16 protein-coding genes and 1 riboswitch are annotated in these 17,699 nt (G+C 72.5%); of the genes, 7 read left to right on the forward strand and 9 right to left on the reverse strand.

The genetic code is table 11. The features are described 5' to 3' along the window. Window positions 1-10: 10 nt before the first annotated feature. From ACFOY2_RS18955 to ACFOY2_RS18990, 8 genes are all read right to left on the reverse strand, one after another. Window positions 11-955 (reverse strand): phosphotransferase family protein, encoded by a 945-nt coding sequence (locus ACFOY2_RS18955; RefSeq protein WP_379529375.1) that lies wholly within the window; start codon window positions 953-955, stop codon window positions 11-13. A 123-nt stretch (window positions 956-1,078) separates the two neighbouring features. Next, window positions 1,079-2,344, reverse strand: a complete 1,266-nt coding sequence (locus tag ACFOY2_RS18960) for an amidohydrolase (protein WP_379529376.1) — start codon at window positions 2,342-2,344, stop codon at window positions 1,079-1,081. Further along, a complete protein-coding gene (locus tag ACFOY2_RS18965) occupies window positions 2,341-4,491 on the reverse strand; it encodes a hydantoinase B/oxoprolinase family protein (RefSeq protein WP_379529377.1) in 2,151 nt (716 codons plus the stop codon). The genes ACFOY2_RS18960 and ACFOY2_RS18965 overlap by 4 nt, the downstream gene beginning before the upstream one ends. A gap of 2 nt (window positions 4,492-4,493) precedes the next feature. After that, window positions 4,494-6,839: a hydantoinase/oxoprolinase family protein gene (locus ACFOY2_RS18970; RefSeq protein ID WP_379529378.1), complete on the reverse strand. Its 2,346-nt coding sequence runs from the start codon at window positions 6,837-6,839 to the stop codon at window positions 4,494-4,496. Next, window positions 6,836-7,636 carry an ABC transporter permease gene (locus ACFOY2_RS18975; RefSeq protein ID WP_379529379.1) on the reverse strand — a complete coding sequence of 267 codons (801 nt, stop codon included), beginning with the start codon at window positions 7,634-7,636 and terminating at the stop codon, window positions 6,836-6,838. Before ACFOY2_RS18975 ends, ACFOY2_RS18970 begins: the two co-directional genes overlap by 4 nt. Beyond that, a complete protein-coding gene (locus tag ACFOY2_RS18980) occupies window positions 7,629-8,528 on the reverse strand; it encodes an ABC transporter permease (RefSeq protein WP_379529380.1) in 900 nt (299 codons plus the stop codon). The genes ACFOY2_RS18975 and ACFOY2_RS18980 overlap by 8 nt, the downstream gene beginning before the upstream one ends. Beyond that, window positions 8,525-9,868: an ABC transporter ATP-binding protein gene (locus ACFOY2_RS18985; RefSeq protein ID WP_379529381.1), complete on the reverse strand. Its 1,344-nt coding sequence runs from the start codon at window positions 9,866-9,868 to the stop codon at window positions 8,525-8,527. Before ACFOY2_RS18985 ends, ACFOY2_RS18980 begins: the two co-directional genes overlap by 4 nt. Further along, the gene (locus ACFOY2_RS18990; RefSeq protein WP_379529382.1) at window positions 9,835-10,938 is read right to left on the reverse strand and encodes an ABC transporter substrate-binding protein; all 1,104 of its coding nucleotides are present in this window, start codon (window positions 10,936-10,938) and stop codon (window positions 9,835-9,837) included. Before ACFOY2_RS18990 ends, ACFOY2_RS18985 begins: the two co-directional genes overlap by 34 nt. Window positions 10,939-10,989: 51 nt before the next feature. After that, a riboswitch (SAM riboswitch) is annotated at window positions 10,990-11,110 on the reverse strand. A 227-nt stretch (window positions 11,111-11,337) separates the two neighbouring features. Here ACFOY2_RS18990 and ACFOY2_RS18995 point away from each other — a divergent pair. The 7 genes from ACFOY2_RS18995 (at window position 11,338) to ACFOY2_RS19025 (ending at window position 16,914) form a co-directional block, all read left to right on the forward strand. After that, entirely contained in the window at window positions 11,338-12,276 is a 939-nt protein-coding gene (locus ACFOY2_RS18995; RefSeq protein WP_379529383.1) for a sulfite exporter TauE/SafE family protein, read from the forward strand. A 205-nt stretch (window positions 12,277-12,481) separates the two neighbouring features. After that, a complete protein-coding gene (locus tag ACFOY2_RS19000; protein ID WP_379529384.1) occupies window positions 12,482-12,883 on the forward strand; it encodes an RrF2 family transcriptional regulator in 402 nt (133 codons plus the stop codon). Between the two features lie 10 nt (window positions 12,884-12,893). Beyond that, window positions 12,894-14,009, forward strand: a complete 1,116-nt coding sequence (locus tag ACFOY2_RS19005; RefSeq protein WP_379529385.1) for a sensor histidine kinase — start codon at window positions 12,894-12,896, stop codon at window positions 14,007-14,009. Further along, complete coding sequence (locus ACFOY2_RS19010; RefSeq protein ID WP_379529386.1) at window positions 14,006-14,659, forward strand: response regulator; 654 nt, start codon at window positions 14,006-14,008, stop codon at window positions 14,657-14,659. The genes ACFOY2_RS19005 and ACFOY2_RS19010 overlap by 4 nt, the downstream gene beginning before the upstream one ends. 54 nt (window positions 14,660-14,713) lie before the next feature. Next, entirely contained in the window at window positions 14,714-15,442 is a 729-nt protein-coding gene (locus ACFOY2_RS19015; RefSeq protein WP_379529387.1) for an ABC transporter ATP-binding protein, read from the forward strand. Beyond that, a complete protein-coding gene (locus tag ACFOY2_RS19020; RefSeq protein WP_379529388.1) occupies window positions 15,439-16,221 on the forward strand; it encodes an ABC transporter permease in 783 nt (260 codons plus the stop codon). Before ACFOY2_RS19015 ends, ACFOY2_RS19020 begins: the two co-directional genes overlap by 4 nt. A gap of 3 nt (window positions 16,222-16,224) precedes the next feature. Further along, complete coding sequence (locus ACFOY2_RS19025) at window positions 16,225-16,914, forward strand: ABC transporter permease (protein ID WP_379529389.1); 690 nt, start codon at window positions 16,225-16,227, stop codon at window positions 16,912-16,914. Window positions 16,915-17,055: 141 nt separating this feature from the next. Here the strand turns inward: ACFOY2_RS19025 and ACFOY2_RS19030 are convergent, their stop codons facing one another. Further along, entirely contained in the window at window positions 17,056-17,676 is a 621-nt protein-coding gene (locus tag ACFOY2_RS19030) for a TetR/AcrR family transcriptional regulator (RefSeq protein WP_379529390.1), read from the reverse strand. Window positions 17,677-17,699 lie beyond the last annotated feature (23 nt).

A 17,699-nucleotide genomic window follows, 5' to 3' on the forward strand; every position in this document is an offset into this window, starting at 1 on the left:
ACTGCGCCCATCAGTCGGGTACGCCGCGTGTCACCCACTGCCGGATCTGCTCGGCGGCCTGGTCCGCCACGGGATGGCCGACAGGGCGGGTGACGAGGTCGCTGAGGGCGAACATGTCCAGCACCCGTCCGAGGTACGCCCAGTCCTCCGCTACCGGCAGATCGTCGGGCTGGTGCTCGGCGAAGGCGGTGCGGAAGCCGTCAACGAAGGCGGGTGGGTAGTCGGCGCCGAACCGGAGCATGTTCGCGGCGTCGCCGTACGGGCAGCCCACGTAGCTGAACTCCCAATCCAGTACGGCGTCCACGCGCCAGCCGTCCCGCGCCAGGGTGACCAGGAGATTTTTGGGGTTGATGTCGGCGTGGACGAGCCGGGCGTGGTCGTCGACGCTGACCAGCGCGGGAGCGTGGGCCGCGCACAGCTCCACCCACGCCTCCCTGGTGGCCGGGGCCAGGCGGGACGGGGGAGTGGCGGTCATGCAGGTTTCGGCCATCTCGGGGAGCTGCTTGGACCAGGGACGTTCCGGGCGGACGGTGAGGTTCTGACCGGAGAAGAAGCCAGGACGGTCGAACGTCGCCGCGCCGATACCCGCGACCACCCGCCCGACCTCCGTGCCGAGCGCACCCACATCCGCAGCGCCCGCGGTGTCCACAAGGTCCTCGCCGAGGACGTGGCTGAGTGGGGTGCCGGCCACGTACTCGAGCACCATGGCCGGTCGGGAGCCCTTCGTGGCGGGCAGGACGAGCAGGACCTGGGGGACGGGCGCGTACCGGCGGGCGGCGGCCATGACCGCGGCCTCGACGGCGGGATCGGGGCCGCCGAGCCTGGCCACCACGGGCGGCCCCTCGGCCAGGGTGAGCAGGCAGGTTTCGTGGGAGAAGCCGCCCGCCAGCGTGCGGGTCGCCACCACCTCGCGGCCCAGCGCCCCGGCTATGTCGTGAATCTCCTCTGGCAGCATTCGCCCAAGTCTCGCACAGCTGAACGAACCCCCTACCGCTCGGCGAAGGCGGCGCGGAAGCCAGCTGGCTCCTGCCGTTCAGGATGCCAGGCGGTTCTTGCCGTTCGGGATGCCAGGTGGCCGCTACCGTTCGGGAAGCCAGGCCAGTGCCGCCGTCACCAGGGCCTCGACACCCGTCGGCAGTGTGGGGAGGATGACGGGGGCGAAGGCGGGGGAGTGGTTGCCCGGGATGTCCTGCGACAGGCTGCCCTCTCGCTCCGCCTGCGCGTACCGGTCCGGGTCGGCGCCGCCGAGGCCCCAGAAAACCGAGGGGGTGCCGGCTTCGGCGCCGAAGACGCCGAAGTCCTCGCTGCCCATCAGCGGCGCCATCTCCGTCACCCGCTGCGAGCCGAAGCGGCGCGTGAAGGCGTCGTGGACCGTGGCGGTCGCGGCCGGGTCGTTGCTGGTGAGGGGGAAGGCGTTGAGGGTGCGCAGCTCGGGTGGACGGGGTGCGCCCGAGGCGGCGGCCTCGGCGTTGACGACGCGTTCGACGGCGGTCAGCAGCGTGCGCCGGACGTCGGGCGAGAACGAGCGGAGGTTCACGGTGACGGTGGCCTCGTCGGCGATGACGTTCTCCTTGTGGCCCGCGTGGATCTGGGCCACCGTCAGCACGGCGCGGTCGAACGGCGAGATCTCGCGGGAGACGACCGTCTGCAGGCGCATGACGGTGGCGGCGGCCAGGACCACCGGGTCGACGGTGCGTTCGGGCTGGGAGCCGTGCCCGCCCCGGCCGTACAGGCGGATTTCGAGGCTGTCGGCGGCGGCCAGGACCTCGCCGGGGCTGACGAGCACCGTTCCCGCCGGGTTGGGGAAGACGTGCTGGCCGAGGACGACGTCGGGGCGGCCGATCAGGTCGAGCACGCCGTCGTCCACCATGGCCCTGGCCCCGGCGGCGATCTCCTCCGCCGGCTGGAACAGCGCGACCAGCGTCCCCCGCCACCGTTCGCGGCCGGCGGCCAGCAACTCCGCCGCGCCCGCCAGGCAGGTGACGTGCATGTCGTGGCCGCAGGCGTGCATGAGCGGCACCTGCCGGCCCTCGGCGTCCCTGTAGGTGTCGGTGCTGGCGTACGGCAGGCCCGTCGCCTCCAGCACCGGCAGCGCGTCCATGTCGGCCCGCAGCGCGACCGTCGGCCCGTCGCCGTTGCGCAGCACGCCCACCACGCCCGTGCCGCCGATGCCCTTGTGCGTCTCGAACCCGGCCGCCCGCAGCCGCTCGGCCGCGACGCCCGCCGTGCGTTCCTCCTTGAAGGCGGGCTCGGGGTGACGGTGCAGGTCGCGGTAGAGGGCGGCGAGGTCCTTGCGGGCCGCGTCGTCGAACCCGTCCATGACGGCGTCGGTCAAGGTGCTCATGCGTGTGCCCGTTCCAGTGCGAAGATCTCGTCGGCGAGTGTACGGCGGGCGGTGTCGATCTGCCCGGCCGTGGGCGGAGTCCTGGGGAAGCCCTCGGGGAGTGTGTCGAGGACGCGGGTGTAGACGGCACGGCGGCGCGGGGTCCTGGCCGGTCCCGGGAGCTGGAAGAGGGCGGTCACCAGGCGATCGACGGCGTCGACGTCGAAAACCGACTCCCATGCGAGCCGCTCAGGACCGCCGCCGACGAAGCCCTCCCGCGGCACCGCGCCGAGAGAGTCGCCCGGCCGGGCGGCCTCCGGCGACGCGGCGGTCAAGCCATTCGGAGCTGCGGCGTCCGAAGTTGCCGACCGGCCGCCTCTGCTCGCCGCTGTGGCCGTCTCTGGAGTTGCGGCGTCCGAGGTTGCCGACTGGCCGCCTCGGCTCGCCGCCGTGGCCGCCGCGTCGATCGACAGGCCGCCGTCGTCCGCCTCGCGCACCACCACCCCGTACGCCCGCTCAGCCCCCTCCCGAGACACCACCCCGCGCTCCACATCCCGCAGCACGGCCTCGGGATCGCGCGTGTACGGGTCGCCGTAACCTCCCGCGCCCGAGGTCAGCAGGCTCACGACGTCCCCCGGCTCCAGCGACAGCACGTCGATCTTGAAGTGCCGCCGTTCCCGGGCCGTGCCCGGATTGACGATCAGCTCGGTGGGCGTCCCCGGCCCGCCGCCCCGCACGCCCCACGGGCGGAAACACATCCGCTCCAGCCCCCGGGCCAGCAGCTTCGACCCCTCCCCGAGCACGCGGAAGGTGAGTTCGAGCCCGCAGCCGCCACGCCACCGCCCGGCCCCGCCCGAGTCGGGACGCAGCCCGTAGGTGAGGATCTCGACCCCGATCTCCGTCTCGACGGTCTCCACGGGGTTGTTGGACAGGTTCGAGATGCCGCTGTCGCGCCCGTCCACCCCGTCGGAGCCCTCGCGCGCGCCGGTCCCGCCCACCATCGGCTCCAGCACCTGCACGTTCTGGCCGCTGCCGCGCGGCTCGGCGACCACGACCGGCACCACCAGCCCGCTGGAGGCGGCCGGCAGGACGTGCGGTGCGGCCAGCCCGAGCGCGCCCCCGACGGCGTCGTTGACGCGGTTGGCCGAGGCGTGCCGCACGCCGACGGCGGCCGGATGCACGGGGTTGACCAGCGAACCCTCCGGCGTGGTGACGCTGATCGGCGCGATGAGCCCCGCGTTCAGCGCGATGCCGGGGTCGAGGGTGCAGATGAGCGCGAGCACGCGGGTGGTGATCCAGGCGTGCGGCCGGCCCAGGGTGGCGATGTTGAAGGCGGCCGCCACCTGCGGGTCCGTGCCGGTGAAGTCCAGGTGCAGGTCGCCGGCCTTGAGCGTGGCGGTGACCGACAGCCGGACCGGGATGCCGGAGACGGCGTCGTCGTCGAGGTAGTCGACGAAGCGGTACGTCCCGTCGCCGAGCCCGGCCAGGGCGGCGCGGGCCTTGTCCGCGCTGTAGTCGACCAGGTCCCCCTGCGCGGCCAGCACCGTGTCCACACCGTGCTGCGCGATCACGCCGGCCAGCCGTTCGCCGCCGGTGCGCAGGGCGGCCCGCATGGCGCGGATGTCGCCCAGGTTGGCTTCGGGCGTGCGGCTGTTGGCCGAGATCAGCGCCTCCACGTCCCGTACGGGTTCGCCTGCGCGCACCAGCCGGACCGGCGGGATCTGCAGCCCCTCCTGGAAGATCTCGTCGTTGATCGGCGACAGGCTGCTCGGCACCCGGCCGCCGATGTCCGAGCAGTGGATGAACGCCCAGCCGTACCCGATCAGCTCCCCCTCGTGGAAATAGGGCTCGATGAGCTGGATGTCGGTCAGGTGGGTGGCCAGGCCGCCGGACCGGTACGGGTCGTTGGTGATGATCACGTCGCCGGGCTCCAGCGGGCCGGCGGCGCGCACGGCGGTCAGGACGTTCAGCCCGACGAAGCCGGAGACGCCGATCCCGCGCGGGTAGGCGACGAAACCGCCGTCCAGCCCGGCGAACGCGCAGCAGAAGTCCGCGGTCTCCTTGACGTACAGGGACCGGCTCGTCCGCTGCAGGGTCAGGCACATCTCCTCGGTCATGGCCGTCAGCCGGTTGCCGACGATCTCCAAGGTGACGGGGTCGAGCCGCACGTTCAGGCCTTTCGACGGAGGTGGAGGTTGCCGGCGCCGTCGACGTCCCCCGACCAGCCGGGCGGCACGACCACGGTGGTGTCGTCCTGCTCGACGATCGCGGGGCCGTCGAACGCGTCGCCCACACCCAGGGACGGCCGCTGGTGCACGGCGGCGTCGTGCCAGGCGCCGGCCAGCAGGACGGGCCGCCGTCCCGAGTGCAGGGGCGCGCCCGTTCCCCGCGGGACGGGGACCGGCGGCAGCTCGGCCACGGGGCCGACGACGCCGAGCCGGGCGGTGCCCAGCTCGATCGGGGCGTGCTGGTCGCGGAAGCCGTACAGGCGCTCGTGTTCGGCGTGGAACGCCTCGGCGATCGACTCGACGTCGAGGCCGCTGGGGTCGAGGGGGACGCGCAGCTCGTACGCCTGGCCGGAGTAGCGCATGTCAGCCGCCGCCGACAGCCGCGCCACCGGCCCGTCGCCGTGCTGCTCGACCAGCGCGTCGCGGGGCTGTCCGGTCTGCGAGTCGTGGGGCCTGGTCAGCGGGTTGCGGGGCTGTTCGGTCTGCGGGTCGTGGGGCCTGGTCAGCGGGTTGTGGGGCTGTTCGGTCTGCGGGTTGCGGGGCCCGGTCAGTGGGTCGCGGGGCTGTCCGGTCAGCGAGTCTCCTTGCTCGGCCAGCCAGTCGTGGGCCTGGGCGGACAGTTCGGCGAGCACGCCTGTCAGGCGCTCGGCGCTGTCGGGGTCGAGGGTGCGGCGCAGGCTGCGGGCGAAGTCGCGGCGCAGGTCGGCGCCCGCCGCGCCGAGCGCGCAGAATGTGGCGGCCGTCGGCGGCACCACGATGTGGCTGATCCCGACCTCCTCGGCGAGCATGGCGGCGTGCGTCGGCCCCGCCCCGCCGAACGGCACCAGCGTGAACCCGCGCGGGTCGAGCCCGCGCTGCGCCATGATCTTCTGCAGTTCGGTGGCCATGCCCGCGGTGGCCACCCGCAGCGCGCCCGCCGCCGCGGTCGCTGCCGTGCCTGCGGCGGTGGTTACGCGCAGCGCGCCGGCCGCCGCTGCGGTCGAGGCCGTTCCCGCCACCGCCGTGTCGGGCGCGGACTGCCCGTCGCCTCCCGGCAGGAGGCCGTTCAGCGCCTTGGCCGCGGCGTCGGCGTCGAGCGGCATCCGGCCGCCGAGGAACGTCGCCGGGTCGATCAGCCCGGTCACCAGGTAGCAGTCGGTCACGGTCGGGCGGTCGCCTCCCCGGCCGTACGCCACCGGACCAGGATCGGCGCCCGCGCTGCCCGGACCGACCTTGAGCACGCCCTGGCCGTCCACCCAGACGACCGAGCCGCCGCCCGCGCCGATGGCGTTCACCGCGACGACCGGCACGATCAGCGGCAGCCCGCCGACCGTGGTGTGCGTGGCCAGCTCGGGGGAGCCGCCGACCGTCACGGCGATGTCGCTGCTGGTGCCGCCCATGTCAAAGGTGACGATGCCGCCAGTGCCGCCGACGCCCTCGACGTTCCCGGCGCTCTTGACGTCCCCGAGATGGCGTGCCAGCCGTGCCGCCGCGGCCACACCGGCCGCCGGGCCCGACAACACGGTCTCGATGGGACGTTCGGCGGCAGAACGCAGGCTCATCGAGCCGCCGTTGGACGCGCTGATGAAGATCGGCGCCGCCACCTCCAGGCCGCGCACCCGGCGCTCCAGGCGGGTGAAGTAGTCGCGCATGAGGGGCTGGATGTAGGCGTTCATGCAGGCGACCAGGGCGCGCTCGTACTCGCGCACCTCCGGCCAGACGGTCGCCGACGCGGTCACCGGCAGCCCTGGCAGCCGCTCGCGCAGGCTCGCCGCGACCCCCTCCTCGAAGTCCGGGTCGGTGTAGCCGTGCAGGACCACGACCGCCGCCGCGTCGGCGCGGGTCGCGCGCAGCCGCTCCGCGACGCGGTCCAGTTCGGCCGCGTCCGGCACGGCGGCGGGCTCTCCGCGGGGGCCGAGCCTGGCCGGGATCTCGACGATGAGGTTGCGGGGGACCAGCGGCTCCTCCTTGCCCGCGTACAGGTCGAAGGAGGACGGCATGCGGCTGCGGCCGATCTCCAGCAGGTCGCGGTAGCCCTGGGTCACGACCAGCGCGATCCGCGCGCCTCGGCGCTGGATGATGGCGTTCAGGCCGATCGTGGTGCCGTGCGTGATGCCCGCGACGTCCTCGGGCCGCAGCTCCGCCCGCGCGAGGACGGCCGCCAGGCCGTCGGCGACGGCCCGCGAGGGGTCGGCGGGCGTGCTCGGCTCCTTGTGGTGGACCACCAGATCGCGCTCGGGCAGGACGGCGACGAGGTCCGTGAACGTGCCCCCGACGTCGATCCCGATCCGCGCCGTTTGTCCGGTCACAATGCCTCCGAGATACGAGCGAACCGATCGGCGACCACCATCACGACCACGCTCGCGGCCATGAGCAGCGTGGACACCGCCGCCATCGACGGATCGAGCTGGTACTGCACGGCCGAGAAGATGCGCAGCGGCACGGTCGTGGTGTTCGCGCCCGCCACCAGCGCCGTCACGGCGACCTCGCCCAGCGACGTGACCGCCGCCAGGACGCCGCCCGCCAGGATGCCGGGCCGCAGCAGCGGCAGCGTCACCGTGAGGAACACCCGGATGCGGCCCGCGCCCAGGCTCGTCGCCGCCCGTTCGAGCGCCGGGTCGAGCTGGGCCGCGCTCACCATGACCGCCCGCACCACGAACGGCAGCGCGACCAGCGAATGCGCCAGCCACAACCCCGGCAGCGAGTTGATCAGGCCGACGCCGTGGAAGTAGTACAGCAGGCCGAGCGCGATGATGATCTCCGGCACCATCAGCGGCGACAACGCCAGCCCCTGGAGCAGCCGGCGGCCGGGGAACGAACCCTGCGTCAGCCCGTAGGCGGCCAGCGTGCCGAGCACCACCGTCGTCGGCACGACCAGCGCCATCAGCAGGCCGCTCAGCCGGAAGGAGACCTGCCAGTCGGGCGAGCCGAGCACCTCGGCGTACCAGCGCAGCGACAACCCCGACGGCGGGAACGCCATCGAGCCCGCCCGGTTGAACGAGCTGATCACCAGCACCACCAGCGGCGCGATCAGGAACAGGAAGACCAGCGCCGCCAGGGCCGCCCCGGCCAGGCGCACGCCCCTGTCGTAACCCCGCTCACCCATGAAGCCGCCTCTCCCAGATCCTGAACACGCCCGCGAGCAGTGAGGTGGAGACGATCGTGAGGGCCAGCAGCGCGAAGCTCAGCGCCGCGGCGACCGGGTAGTCGAACACCGTCGTCACCTGGTCGTAGACCCGGATGCCCGTCAGCGGCTGCGTCACCCCGCCGACCAGCAGCGGCGTGATGTAGATGCCCATGGCCAGCGCGAAGACGATCAGCGCGCCCGTGACCATCCCCGGCAGGCTCAGGGGGACCGTCACCCGCAGGAACGTCCTGATCGGGCCGGCCCCTAGGGTCTGCGAGGCGCGGTGCAGGTTGCGGTCCTGGCCGCCGAGCGCCGTGGTCAGCGGGATGATCGCGAACGGCAGCAGCACGTGCGTCACCGCCACCACGACCGCCGGGTAGCTGGTCAGGAGCTGGGCCAGCTGGTCCCGCAGGCCCGTGGCGACCAGCGCCTGGTTGACGACCCCGTTGCCCGACAGCAGCACCACCCAGCCGTAGGTGCGCACGACCACGCTGGTCAGCAGCGGCGAGATCACGATGACGAACAGCAGCGTACGCACCACGCCGGGACGCTGGCGGGCCAGCGCGTAGGCGGCCGGGTACGCCAGGGTCACGCACAGGACCGCCACCAGGAGCGCCGTGGCCAGCGTTTGGAGGAGAGAGCCGTAGAAGTACGGCTCGGTGAGGACCCGCCCGTACTGCTCCAGGGTCCAGCCCGGCAGGGCGGCGTTGAAGGCGTCGACCGGATTGAAGCTCAGGCGGAGCAGGCGGACCAGCGGCACCAGGAACAGGGCCGCCAGGAAGACCAGGAGCGGGAGGACGTAGACGAAGCCCGTCCAGCGGGGGCGGCGCGCGGGGGCCGCCGGGCGCGCGCCCGGCGATACGACCGTCATCCCGCCCCCACCTCAGGCCCGGCACCGGGCTCCGCGCCGGGCTTCGCCGCGGGCCCCGTGTCGGGCTTGGCTTCCGACCCCGCGCCGGACCTCGCCTCGGGTCCCGTGCCGGGCTTCGCGCCGGTCTCCGGTTCGGGTCCCGCGTCGAGGATGATCACGTCGGCGGGGTCCCAGGTTGCCACGACCGGCGTGCCCGCGCCCGGCGGGTCAGCCGAGCCCGCGCCGGTGTCGGCGCTCTGCACGCTCAGGGCGCGCCCGTCGGCCAGCCGCACCTCGACGTGCCAGGCGTCACCCGCGAACGCCCGATACCCCACGGTCCCCGCGACCCCGCCGGCCGTCTCGACGCCAGCCGTGTTGGGGCTCGCTTCGGCCGGGTCGGTGGTGCGGAGGGCTGAGGCGGGCGTGTCGGGAATGCCGGTCGAACCGGGTTCGTCGGCGGTGCGCAGGCGGATGCGTTCTGGGCGGATCGCCACTACCGCGTGCTCGCCCACGCCCACCGGCAGTGGCCCGCAGCCCACGGTGATCCCGCCGACGTCGAGCTCGCCCGAGGCCGTGACGGTGCCCTCCAGGACGTTGGCCGCCCCGATGAACTGCGCCACGAAGCGGGTCGCCGGCCGCCGGTAGACCTCGTCGGGGGTGCCGAGCTGCTCGATCCGGCCGCCGTTCATGACGGCCACCCGGTCGGACAGCGCCAGAGCCTCCTCCTGGTCGTGCGTGACGAAGATCATCGTGGTGCCGATGCGGCGCTGGATGGCCCGCAGCTCCACCCGCATCTCCCTGCGCAGCTTGGCGTCGAGGTTGGACAGCGGCTCGTCCAGCAGCAGCACCGCGGGCCGGATGGCCAGGGCGCGGGCCAGCGCCACCCGCTGCTGCTGGCCGCCGGAGAGCTGCTTGGGCCGGCGCTCGGCGTACCCCTCGAGGCCGACCAGGCGCAGCGCCTCGCGGACGCGCTCCTCGCGTTCGGCCCGGTCCAGGCGGCGCACCCGCAGCCCGTACGCCACGTTGGCGGCGACGGTCATGTGCGGGAACAGCGCGTAGTTCTGGAAGACCATGCCCAGACCCCGGCGGTACGGCGGCCGGTCGGTGACGTCGGAGCCGTCGATCACGATCCGGCCCGCCGTGGGCCGCACGAAGCCCGCGATGGAGTTGAGCAGCGTCGTCTTGCCGCAACCGCTGGGCCCGAGAATGGACAGGAACTCGCCCTTGCGGATCGACAGCCGCTCCAGATCGAGCACCCGCGCGCCTTCGTAGCCGGCGGCCAGTCCCTCGATCTCGACGTGTCCCGCCCCGTCCCCGGGCAGTTCGATCAGCCGAAGATCTGATTCCACCGCTGCTGCCATTCGTTGAGCTTGGGGGTGGCGACCGTGTAGTCGACCCAGATGAACTTCTCGAAGACCTCGGGCCCGTGCTTGACCCGCTCCTCGAAGGCCGGGCTGTAGTCGATGGCGTCGTTCCCGGCGGCGTACCAGGTGCCTTCGGCGAACGGCTTCTGGTTCTGCGCCGCCGACAGGTAGTCGAGGAACTTGGTGGCCAGCTCGCTGTTCTTGCTGCCGCTGGCGACGAAGTACGAGGTCAGCGCCCCCACCGGGCCAGACTTGGGGTAGGTGAAGCCGATCGGGGAGCCCGCCTGGGCCATGGCGAAGGCGCGGCCGTCCCAGAAGGGCATGATCCAGGCGTCGCCGTTCTCCATGACGGTGGCGGCGTTGCCCGCGTTGGCGGGGAAGGACGACACGCAGCCCTTCAGCGTCTCCAGCTTGGCGAACGCCTTGTCCACGGCCGCGGGGTCGGACAGCTTGCCGCCTTCGGAGGTGACCAGGGCGGAGAAGAACTCCAGGCCGGGGTTGTAGGTCAGCGGGGGCAGGGCGATGTGGCCGCAGTACTGCTTGTCGAAGATGTCCGACCAGTCCGACGGCGGCGTCTTGATCTTGTCGGTTCGGTAGAGGAGGCCGGTCGAGCCCGTGGTCAGCGGCACGCCGTACTGCTTGCCCTGGTAGGCCGACTTGCCGCGCAGCACGGGGTCGATGTCCTTCCAGTGCGTGAGCTTGGCGGTGTCGAGCGGCTGCAGCAGACCGGCCGAGGACGCGGGCAGGGAGGCGTCGGGGGTGAAGGCGATGACGTCGAACGGCGGGTTCTCGCCGCCGGACGCCCGCAGCTTGGTGAGCCATTCGGCGTTGGCGCCGTAGACGAGGTTGACCTTCGCGCCGGTGTCGCGTTCGAACGGCTCGACGAACGACTTCTTGAACAGCTCGCCCCATGCGCCCGCGAACGCGGTCACCGTGAGTTCCTGTTTGGCCTGGCCCGCGTCGCCCGTACCCGACGATCCGCCCGTGTCGACGCCGCCGCATGCCGTGAGCGCGAGCATGACCGCGGCGCCCGCTCCGGCCAGGCGAGTGACTCCGCCCTTCATCATTACCCTTTCGTTGGAGCCAAGGGCGCGGGGGTGGGGCAGGGCACGGCTGGAGGACCGCGCTTGCCGCCGGGAGCACCGTTCAGCTCGACGACCATGTCATCACCCGGGGCACCCCGCCGCGGTGGGAGGGTTGCCGTCCAGCAAGCCGGGGCTTCGCACTGGACTCGTGACAAAAGCGACTATACCAGTCGGTTTTAGTGACAATCTTCCGGGCTCGTTTGTGTCGTTTGCTCACCTTTATACACATTGCAGGCTCTTGGCGTACACGTACCCCCGTCGCGGCGCGTGATTCGGGCGCCACGGGGCGCACTCCCTCGCGGATGGGGGTTGACTGGCGTGCGCTTTGCCTTAATGATTATTCCTACTTGTACAGTAGGATTAATCGGGAAAGGGGGTGCCGTGCGAGCACTCATCCTGCTCGGGCTGGTCGGCTTCGCCGCACAGCTCGTGGACGGCAGCCTGGGCATGGCCTACGGCGTCACTTCGACCACGTTGCTGCTGGCCATCGGCACCAACGCCGCCGCCGCCTCGGCCACCGTGCACCTTGCCGAGATCGGCACCACACTCGCCTCGGGCCTGTCACACTGGCGCTTCGGCAACATCGACTGGAAGGTCGTCGGCAAGATCGGCGTTCCCGGCGCCGTCGGCGCGTTCGCCGGCGCGACGTTCCTGTCGAGCCTGTCGACCGAGACCGCCGCTCCGGTCATGTCGCTCATCCTGCTGACCCTGGGCGCCTACATCCTCATCCGGTTCACCGCGTACGGACTGCCGCGCGGCAACCTGGGCAAGCCGCTGCGCAAGCGCTTCCTGACGCCGCTCGGACTGCTCGCCGGGTTCGTCGACGCCACCGGAGGCGGCGGCTGGGGCCCGGTCGGCACCCCCGCCATCCTGGCCAGCGGCCGCCTGGCGCCCCGCAAGGTGATCGGCTCCATCGACGCCAGCGAATTCCTCGTCGCCATCGCCGCCAGCGTCGGGTTCTTCGTCGGCATCGGCTCCGAGAACATCAACTTCGCCTGGGTCGCCGTGCTCCTGCTCGGCGGCGTCATCGCCGCCCCGATCGCGGCCTGGCTGGTCCGGCACATCCCGCCGCGCATCCTCGGCTCGGCCGTGGGCGGGCTCATCATCCTGACCAACGTCCGCACCCTGCTGCGCAGCGAATGGATCGACGCCCCCGGCAACGTCCAGGCCATCGCCTACGTCGCCATCGCCGTCCTGTGGGCCGCCGCCATCGCCTACTCGGTGCGCGAGTACCGGCGCGACAAGGCGCACGAGTCGGTCGAGGCGGTCGAGGACGAGACCCGCCGCACGACGACGGAAGAAGAAACCGCCTCCGCCTGAGCCACGTCCCGGGTCCGGCGGCCTCTCGCACGGGAGCCGGACCCGGGACGCGGGAACCTCCTCGGCCGGAGGCCGATCACAAAGGAGCATCATTGACCTCAAGCCCCTGCCTGCCGCGACAGCACCGTGCGGCGCCCCCGATCGCCGCCCTGGCCGCACCCGCCAGGGCCGCCGCCGTCCCGCCGGCAGTGCGGCGGGACGGCTGATGCGCATCTCCGCCCGCACCCAGTACGCGCTGTGCGCCATGGTCGCCCTCGCGACCGCGGAAGGCCCCGTACACGCGGAATGGGTCGCCCTCACCCAGGACATCCCGCGCCGATTCTGCGACAACATCCTGCTCCAACTGCGCAGGGCGGGCCTGGTACGCAGCCAAAGAGGCCCCGACGGCGGCTACTGGCTGGCCCGCCCGGCCAAGGAGATCAGCCTCGCCGACGTGATCCACGTGACCGAGGGCGTCGAGCAGGGCTCCGAGCACTTCCCCGCCGCCGCCGCGCCCCTGGCCGACGTCTGGGCCCAGCTCCGCAGCCACGAACACGCCCTGCTGAGCGAGATCACCCTCGCCCACATCGTGGACGCTCCCACGGGGTTGACCACCTCGGGCTCGTAAGGTCTGCGGTATGGCTCAGCACTGGTTCGACCCCGACCGGCGCGGCTCCGCCGGCTGGGACCTGGCGGCCGCGTCGCTGTGCGTCCTGGTGTTCTGGCTGCCGATCGACGGCGGCGGACGCGCCGCCTGGGCCCACGCCGGGCTGATCGCGCTGCTGGTCGCCGGCATGCTGCTGCGCGGGCGGCGGCCGTTCGCGGCGCTGGCCGTCGTCGGCGCCGCGACCCTGGCGGGCGTCGCGTTCGGGATGACGCAGGACCCGTTCGTCGCCTCGGCGTGGGTGCTCTATCGCGTGGCCCTCACCTACGGGTCCGCCAGGTCGCTCAAGACCGTGGCGTGGGCGGTGGGGGTGAGCATCGCGGCGGTGGCGTTCCTGGGGACCGCCGACGCGGAGAGCGCCGTGCGCCACACGATGCTCAGCCTGTCCGCGCTGGCCGTGGCCTGGGTGCTGGGCGCCACGACGCGCCAGGCGGCGCTGGAGACCGAGCACGCGATGCTGGCAGAACGGCACGGGGCCGTGACGGCCGAACGGCTGCGCGTGGTGCGGGAGGTCCATGACGTCGTCTCCCACTCGCTCGGCACGATCGCCGTGACCGCCGGTGTCGCGGCCCGCGCCGACGACATGGGACGCATGCGCGCCAGGCTCGGGCAGATCGAGCAGGTGAGCAGGCAGGCGATGGAGGAACTGCGCACGACGCTCGGCGCCGTCCGCGAGAGCGGCGAGCCCGCCGAGCGCCGTCCGCAGCCGGGGATCGGGGACCTGGCCGCCCTGGCGGGCCGGATGCGGGAGGGCGGCGTGCCGGTGACGCTGACGGTGACGGACGCGGAAGGCGTTCCGGCCGGGGTCGGGCTGGCGGCGTACCGGATCGTCCAGGAAGGGCTGACGAACGCCGCCCGCCACGCCCCGGGCGCCCGCTGCACGGTCACGGTGAGCGGCGCGAACGGCGAGTTACACATCGCGGTCACCGACGACGGCGGTACGCGGGCCGTGCGCGCGGAGCCCGGGTTCGGGTTGGTGGGTCTGCGGGAGCGGGTCGAGCTGCTTGGCGGCGACTTCACCGCGGGACACCGGCAGGAGGCCGGGTTCGAGCTGCGCGCCGTCATTCCCCTCCCGGAGGCGACCTCGTGACTGAACAGATCAGGGTGCTGGTCGCCGAGGACCAGGATCTGCTGCGGGCCTCGCTCGTCGAGCTCGTCGGCGCCGACCCCGCCCTGACGGCGGCGGGCGAGGCGCGTGACGGCAGGCAGGCCGTCGAGGCCGCCGCCCGGCTGCGTCCCGACGTGGTGCTGATGGACATCCGCATGCCGGTCATGGACGGCCTGGAGGCCACCCGCGCCATCTGCGCGGCCCACCCCGAGGCCAAGGTCGTCATCCTGACGACGTTCGACCTGGACGAGTACGTCTACGAGGCCCTGCGCGCCGGCGCCTGCGGCTTCCTGCTGAAGAACGCCGGCACCGACGAGATCCTCCGGGCGGTCCACACCGTCCACCACGGCAACGCGATGCTCGCCCCCGAGGTGACCAAACGCATGATCGCCGGCTACGCCCGCCCCCGCCCGGACGCGGCCCGCCTGTCCGGGCTGACCGAGCGCGAGCGCGACGTCGTGGCCGCGATCGTCCAGGGGATGTCCAACGAGGAGATCGCCGCCGCCCTGTTCCTCAGCAGGGCCACCGTCAAGACGTACCTGAGCCGGCTCTTCCTCAAGCTCGGCGTACGCGACCGCACCCAGCTCGTCATTCTGGCCTACGAGTCCGGCTACGTGGACGGCCTGCGGTAGCTGTCAACCTTTGGCCGATGCGGCCGTCCGTCCCCGGCTGGAACGCTGCAAGCCATGATCGAAGTTGTCGGCCTCACCAAACGTCATGGCGCCAAGGTCGCCATCAGCGACGTCTCCTTCGCCGTCGCGCCCGGCCGGGTGACGGGGTTCCTCGGCCCGAACGGGGCGGGGAAGTCCTCCACGCTGCGCATCCTGCTCGGACTCGACCGCGCCGACGCGGGCACCGCGCTGATCGGCGGCCTGCCGTACAGGAAGCTCCGCGACCCGTTGCGCACGGTCGGCTCGCTGCTGGAGGGCAGCGGCGCGCATCGCTCCCGCACCGCGCGCGCCCACCTGTCCTGGGTGGCGCGCAGCAACGGCATCCCCAAACGCCGCGTGGCGCAGGCGCTGGCGGAGGTCGGTCTTGAGCACGTCGCGGGCAAGCGGGTCGGCACGTTCTCGCTGGGCATGGGGCAGCGGCTCGGCCTGGCGGCGGCGCTGCTCGGCGAGCCCGCGGCGCTGGTGCTGGACGAGCCGGTCAACGGCCTCGACCCCGACGGGATCCGCTGGATGCGGCGGCTGCTGAAGGAGTACGCCAAGGGCGGCGGCGCGGTGCTGATCTCCAGCCACCTGATGAGCGAGATGGCCGAGGTCGCCGACGACCTCATCGTGATCAGCGCGGGGCGGGTCGTCGCCTCCGGGCCGCTCGCCGAGGTCACGGCCGGGCACACCTCGCTGGAGGAGGCGTTCTTCGCCCTGACCGATCCGGTGTATCGCTCCGGCGACGCCGAGAGCAGGTCGTGACCGTGCTGAACGCCGTCGCCGCCGAGTTCAGGAAGCTCGTCCTGCTGCCGTCCGCGCTGGTCGCGACCGTGCTCGGCACCGGGCTGACGCTCGTGTTGACCGCCACGTCCATGGCGAGCAGGCGCACGAAGCTGGACGGAGGCATGCCGGAGGACGGCCTCACCCTCAACCTCATTCTTGAGATGCCGGCCATCGGCGTCATCGGCGTGATCGTGCTCGGCGTCGTCATCATCGGCAGCGAGTACACCCCCACCACCAAGGACGCGGGCGGCGGCAGGCAGATCGCGGTCAGCCTCACCGCCACCCCGAACCGCGGTGTGCTGCTGGCGGCCAAGGCGATCGTGCTGACCCTCGTCAGCGGTTTGCTCGCGATCGTCACGGTCGGCGGCGGCATCCTGATCTCGCTGGCCCTGCTCGGCCCGCATGCCGGCTCGCCCGGCGAGGTGCTGACGGCGCTCGGCTGGCGGCCCGCGGGGGCGGTCGCCTACTGGGTGCTCACGGCGCTGATCGCTTTCGCCGTCACCGTCATGACCCGTAACGGCGTCGTGCCGATGGTCGTGTTCATCGTCAACACCTCGGTCGTGTCGGTCAGCTTCCTGCTCAGCAGGGTCACCTCGCTGGCGAAGTACCTGCCGGACGTGGCGGGCGCGCAGATGTTCGCCCGGAATTATCCGGTTGAGGTCAGGTTCGAGCCGTTGGCCGGCGGCCTGGTCATGGCGGCGTGGGTGGCCGTGCTGCTCGCCGTGGCCGCGGGCGTGTTCATCCGCAGGGACGCGTGACCCATGACCCTGCGCAACACCGTCGCCGCCGAACTGATCAAGCTCGGCACCCTCCCGGGCGCGCTCGCCGCGGTCTGCGCGACCGTCCTCCTCCCGGCCGGGCTCGCCGCCGTCCTCGCCGCCGGGCCGCCGTCCGCGATGGCGTCCGCGCTCAGGAGCGTCGATTACGCCCAGGCCGGCCTGCTCGTGCTCGGCGTCCTGGCGGTCGCGTCCGAGTACGCCGGGAGCCAGATCCGCACGACGCTCGCCGCCGTCCCGGGGCGGATGCCGCTGATGGCGGGAAAGCTCATCGCGTACCTGGTCGTCGCGTCTTTTACCGCCCTGCTCGCGGTCACCGGCGCTCTGCTCGCCGCCCGCCTCGCCGACGACGCGCCGCCTCCTGATGTGGACGTCGCCGGCCTGCTGCGCGCCGCCGCCTACCTGGTGATGATCGGCCTGCTCGGGGTGGCGGCGGCGACCCTCACCAGGGAGGTCATCGGCGCGCTCGGCGGCCTGCTCGTGCTGGTCCTGGTGCTGCCGCCGGTCCTTCGGCATGTCACAACCCTGGCCGACTACCTGCCGGGTGCGGCGGGGGCGCGCATGTACCAGCAGGGGCCGGGGCTGACGCCGCTGGAGGGCGGGCTGGTGCTGGGGGCGTGGCTGGCGGTCGCGCTGGCCTGCGCCGCGGGCACGTTCGCCAGACGAGACGCCTGAGCCTGCGCAGCCCTCATTTTCGGGATTTTCGAATCGCGCCGTCGATCATTTACGGTCGGTCGGAGCAGGCATTCCAAGCAAGGGGGCGCAGGATGTGGATCATTGAGGCGTACACAGAAAGCCCGCGTCCGCTCGCGGGTCTCAGCGGGACGGGAGTTCGAGCGCGCGGTCGAGCAACTGGTGCATGTGGGCGCGGAAACGCTGCGTCATCCGGGCGTCCTCGACCCCGCGCCGCTGCCCCGTCCCGTCGAGCGCCCCGCTCATCGCGAACCCCTGCACGCACCAGATGATCGTGTAGGTGACGAAGAGCGGGTCGAGGTTGGCCGGCTTGGCCACGGAGGCGACGCCGTCCACGGCGTACTGCGTGAGCGGCTGGGCGCTGCGCGGCTCCAGGTCCACGATGTCGCTGGCGTCGGACATCCACCGGTGCGCCCATAGCTGCGGGACTTCGGGATGTTCCGCGCACAGGTCCAGGTATCCGTCCACGAACCGGTGCAGCGCCTCGGCCTTCCTCTCGGGCGGCGCCTCCCGCAACTCGTCGGAGCGCGGCTCGATGACGGCCGCCAGGACTCGGTGCGCCCGCTCCATGACCGCCAGGTAGAGCCGCCTCTTGTCCGTGAAGTGGCCATACACGGCCGCCGGACGCACCCCGGCGGCCTCGGCGATCTGCTCGACGGAGGTGGTGTCGTAGCCAAGCCCGGCGAACAGGCCGGTCGCCACCCGCAGGATCAGCTCTCGCTCGCCGTCTACTGGTGTGTCCATGCTCGCGACCATAGGCGGGGGCA

Origin of the sequence: Nonomuraea purpurea (assembly GCF_042650645.1) — a bacterium.
Lineage (GTDB): Bacteria > Actinomycetota > Actinomycetes > Streptosporangiales > Streptosporangiaceae > Nonomuraea > Nonomuraea purpurea.

Excerpts from the sequence above, each read along its gene's own strand:
- ACFOY2_RS18955 (WP_379529375.1), bottom strand. The coding sequence starts at position 955 with ATGCTGCCAGAGGAGATTCACGACATAGCCGGGGCGCTGGGCCGCGAG.
- ACFOY2_RS18960 (WP_379529376.1), bottom strand. The coding sequence starts at position 2,344 with ATGAGCACCTTGACCGACGCCGTCATGGACGGGTTCGACGACGCGGCC.
- ACFOY2_RS18975 (WP_379529379.1), bottom strand. The coding sequence starts at position 7,636 with ATGGGTGAGCGGGGTTACGACAGGGGCGTGCGCCTGGCCGGGGCGGCC.
- ACFOY2_RS18980 (WP_379529380.1), bottom strand. The coding sequence starts at position 8,528 with ATGACGGTCGTATCGCCGGGCGCGCGCCCGGCGGCCCCCGCGCGCCGC.
- ACFOY2_RS18985 (WP_379529381.1), bottom strand. The coding sequence starts at position 9,868 with ATGGCAGCAGCGGTGGAATCAGATCTTCGGCTGATCGAACTGCCCGGG.
- ACFOY2_RS18990 (WP_379529382.1), bottom strand. The coding sequence starts at position 10,938 with ATGATGAAGGGCGGAGTCACTCGCCTGGCCGGAGCGGGCGCCGCGGTC.
- ACFOY2_RS19000 (WP_379529384.1), top strand. The coding sequence starts at position 12,482 with ATGCGCATCTCCGCCCGCACCCAGTACGCGCTGTGCGCCATGGTCGCC.
- ACFOY2_RS19005 (WP_379529385.1), top strand. The coding sequence starts at position 12,894 with ATGGCTCAGCACTGGTTCGACCCCGACCGGCGCGGCTCCGCCGGCTGG.
- ACFOY2_RS19015 (WP_379529387.1), top strand. The coding sequence starts at position 14,714 with ATGATCGAAGTTGTCGGCCTCACCAAACGTCATGGCGCCAAGGTCGCC.
- ACFOY2_RS19025 (WP_379529389.1), top strand. The coding sequence starts at position 16,225 with ATGACCCTGCGCAACACCGTCGCCGCCGAACTGATCAAGCTCGGCACC.
- ACFOY2_RS19030 (WP_379529390.1), bottom strand. The coding sequence starts at position 17,676 with ATGGACACACCAGTAGACGGCGAGCGAGAGCTGATCCTGCGGGTGGCG.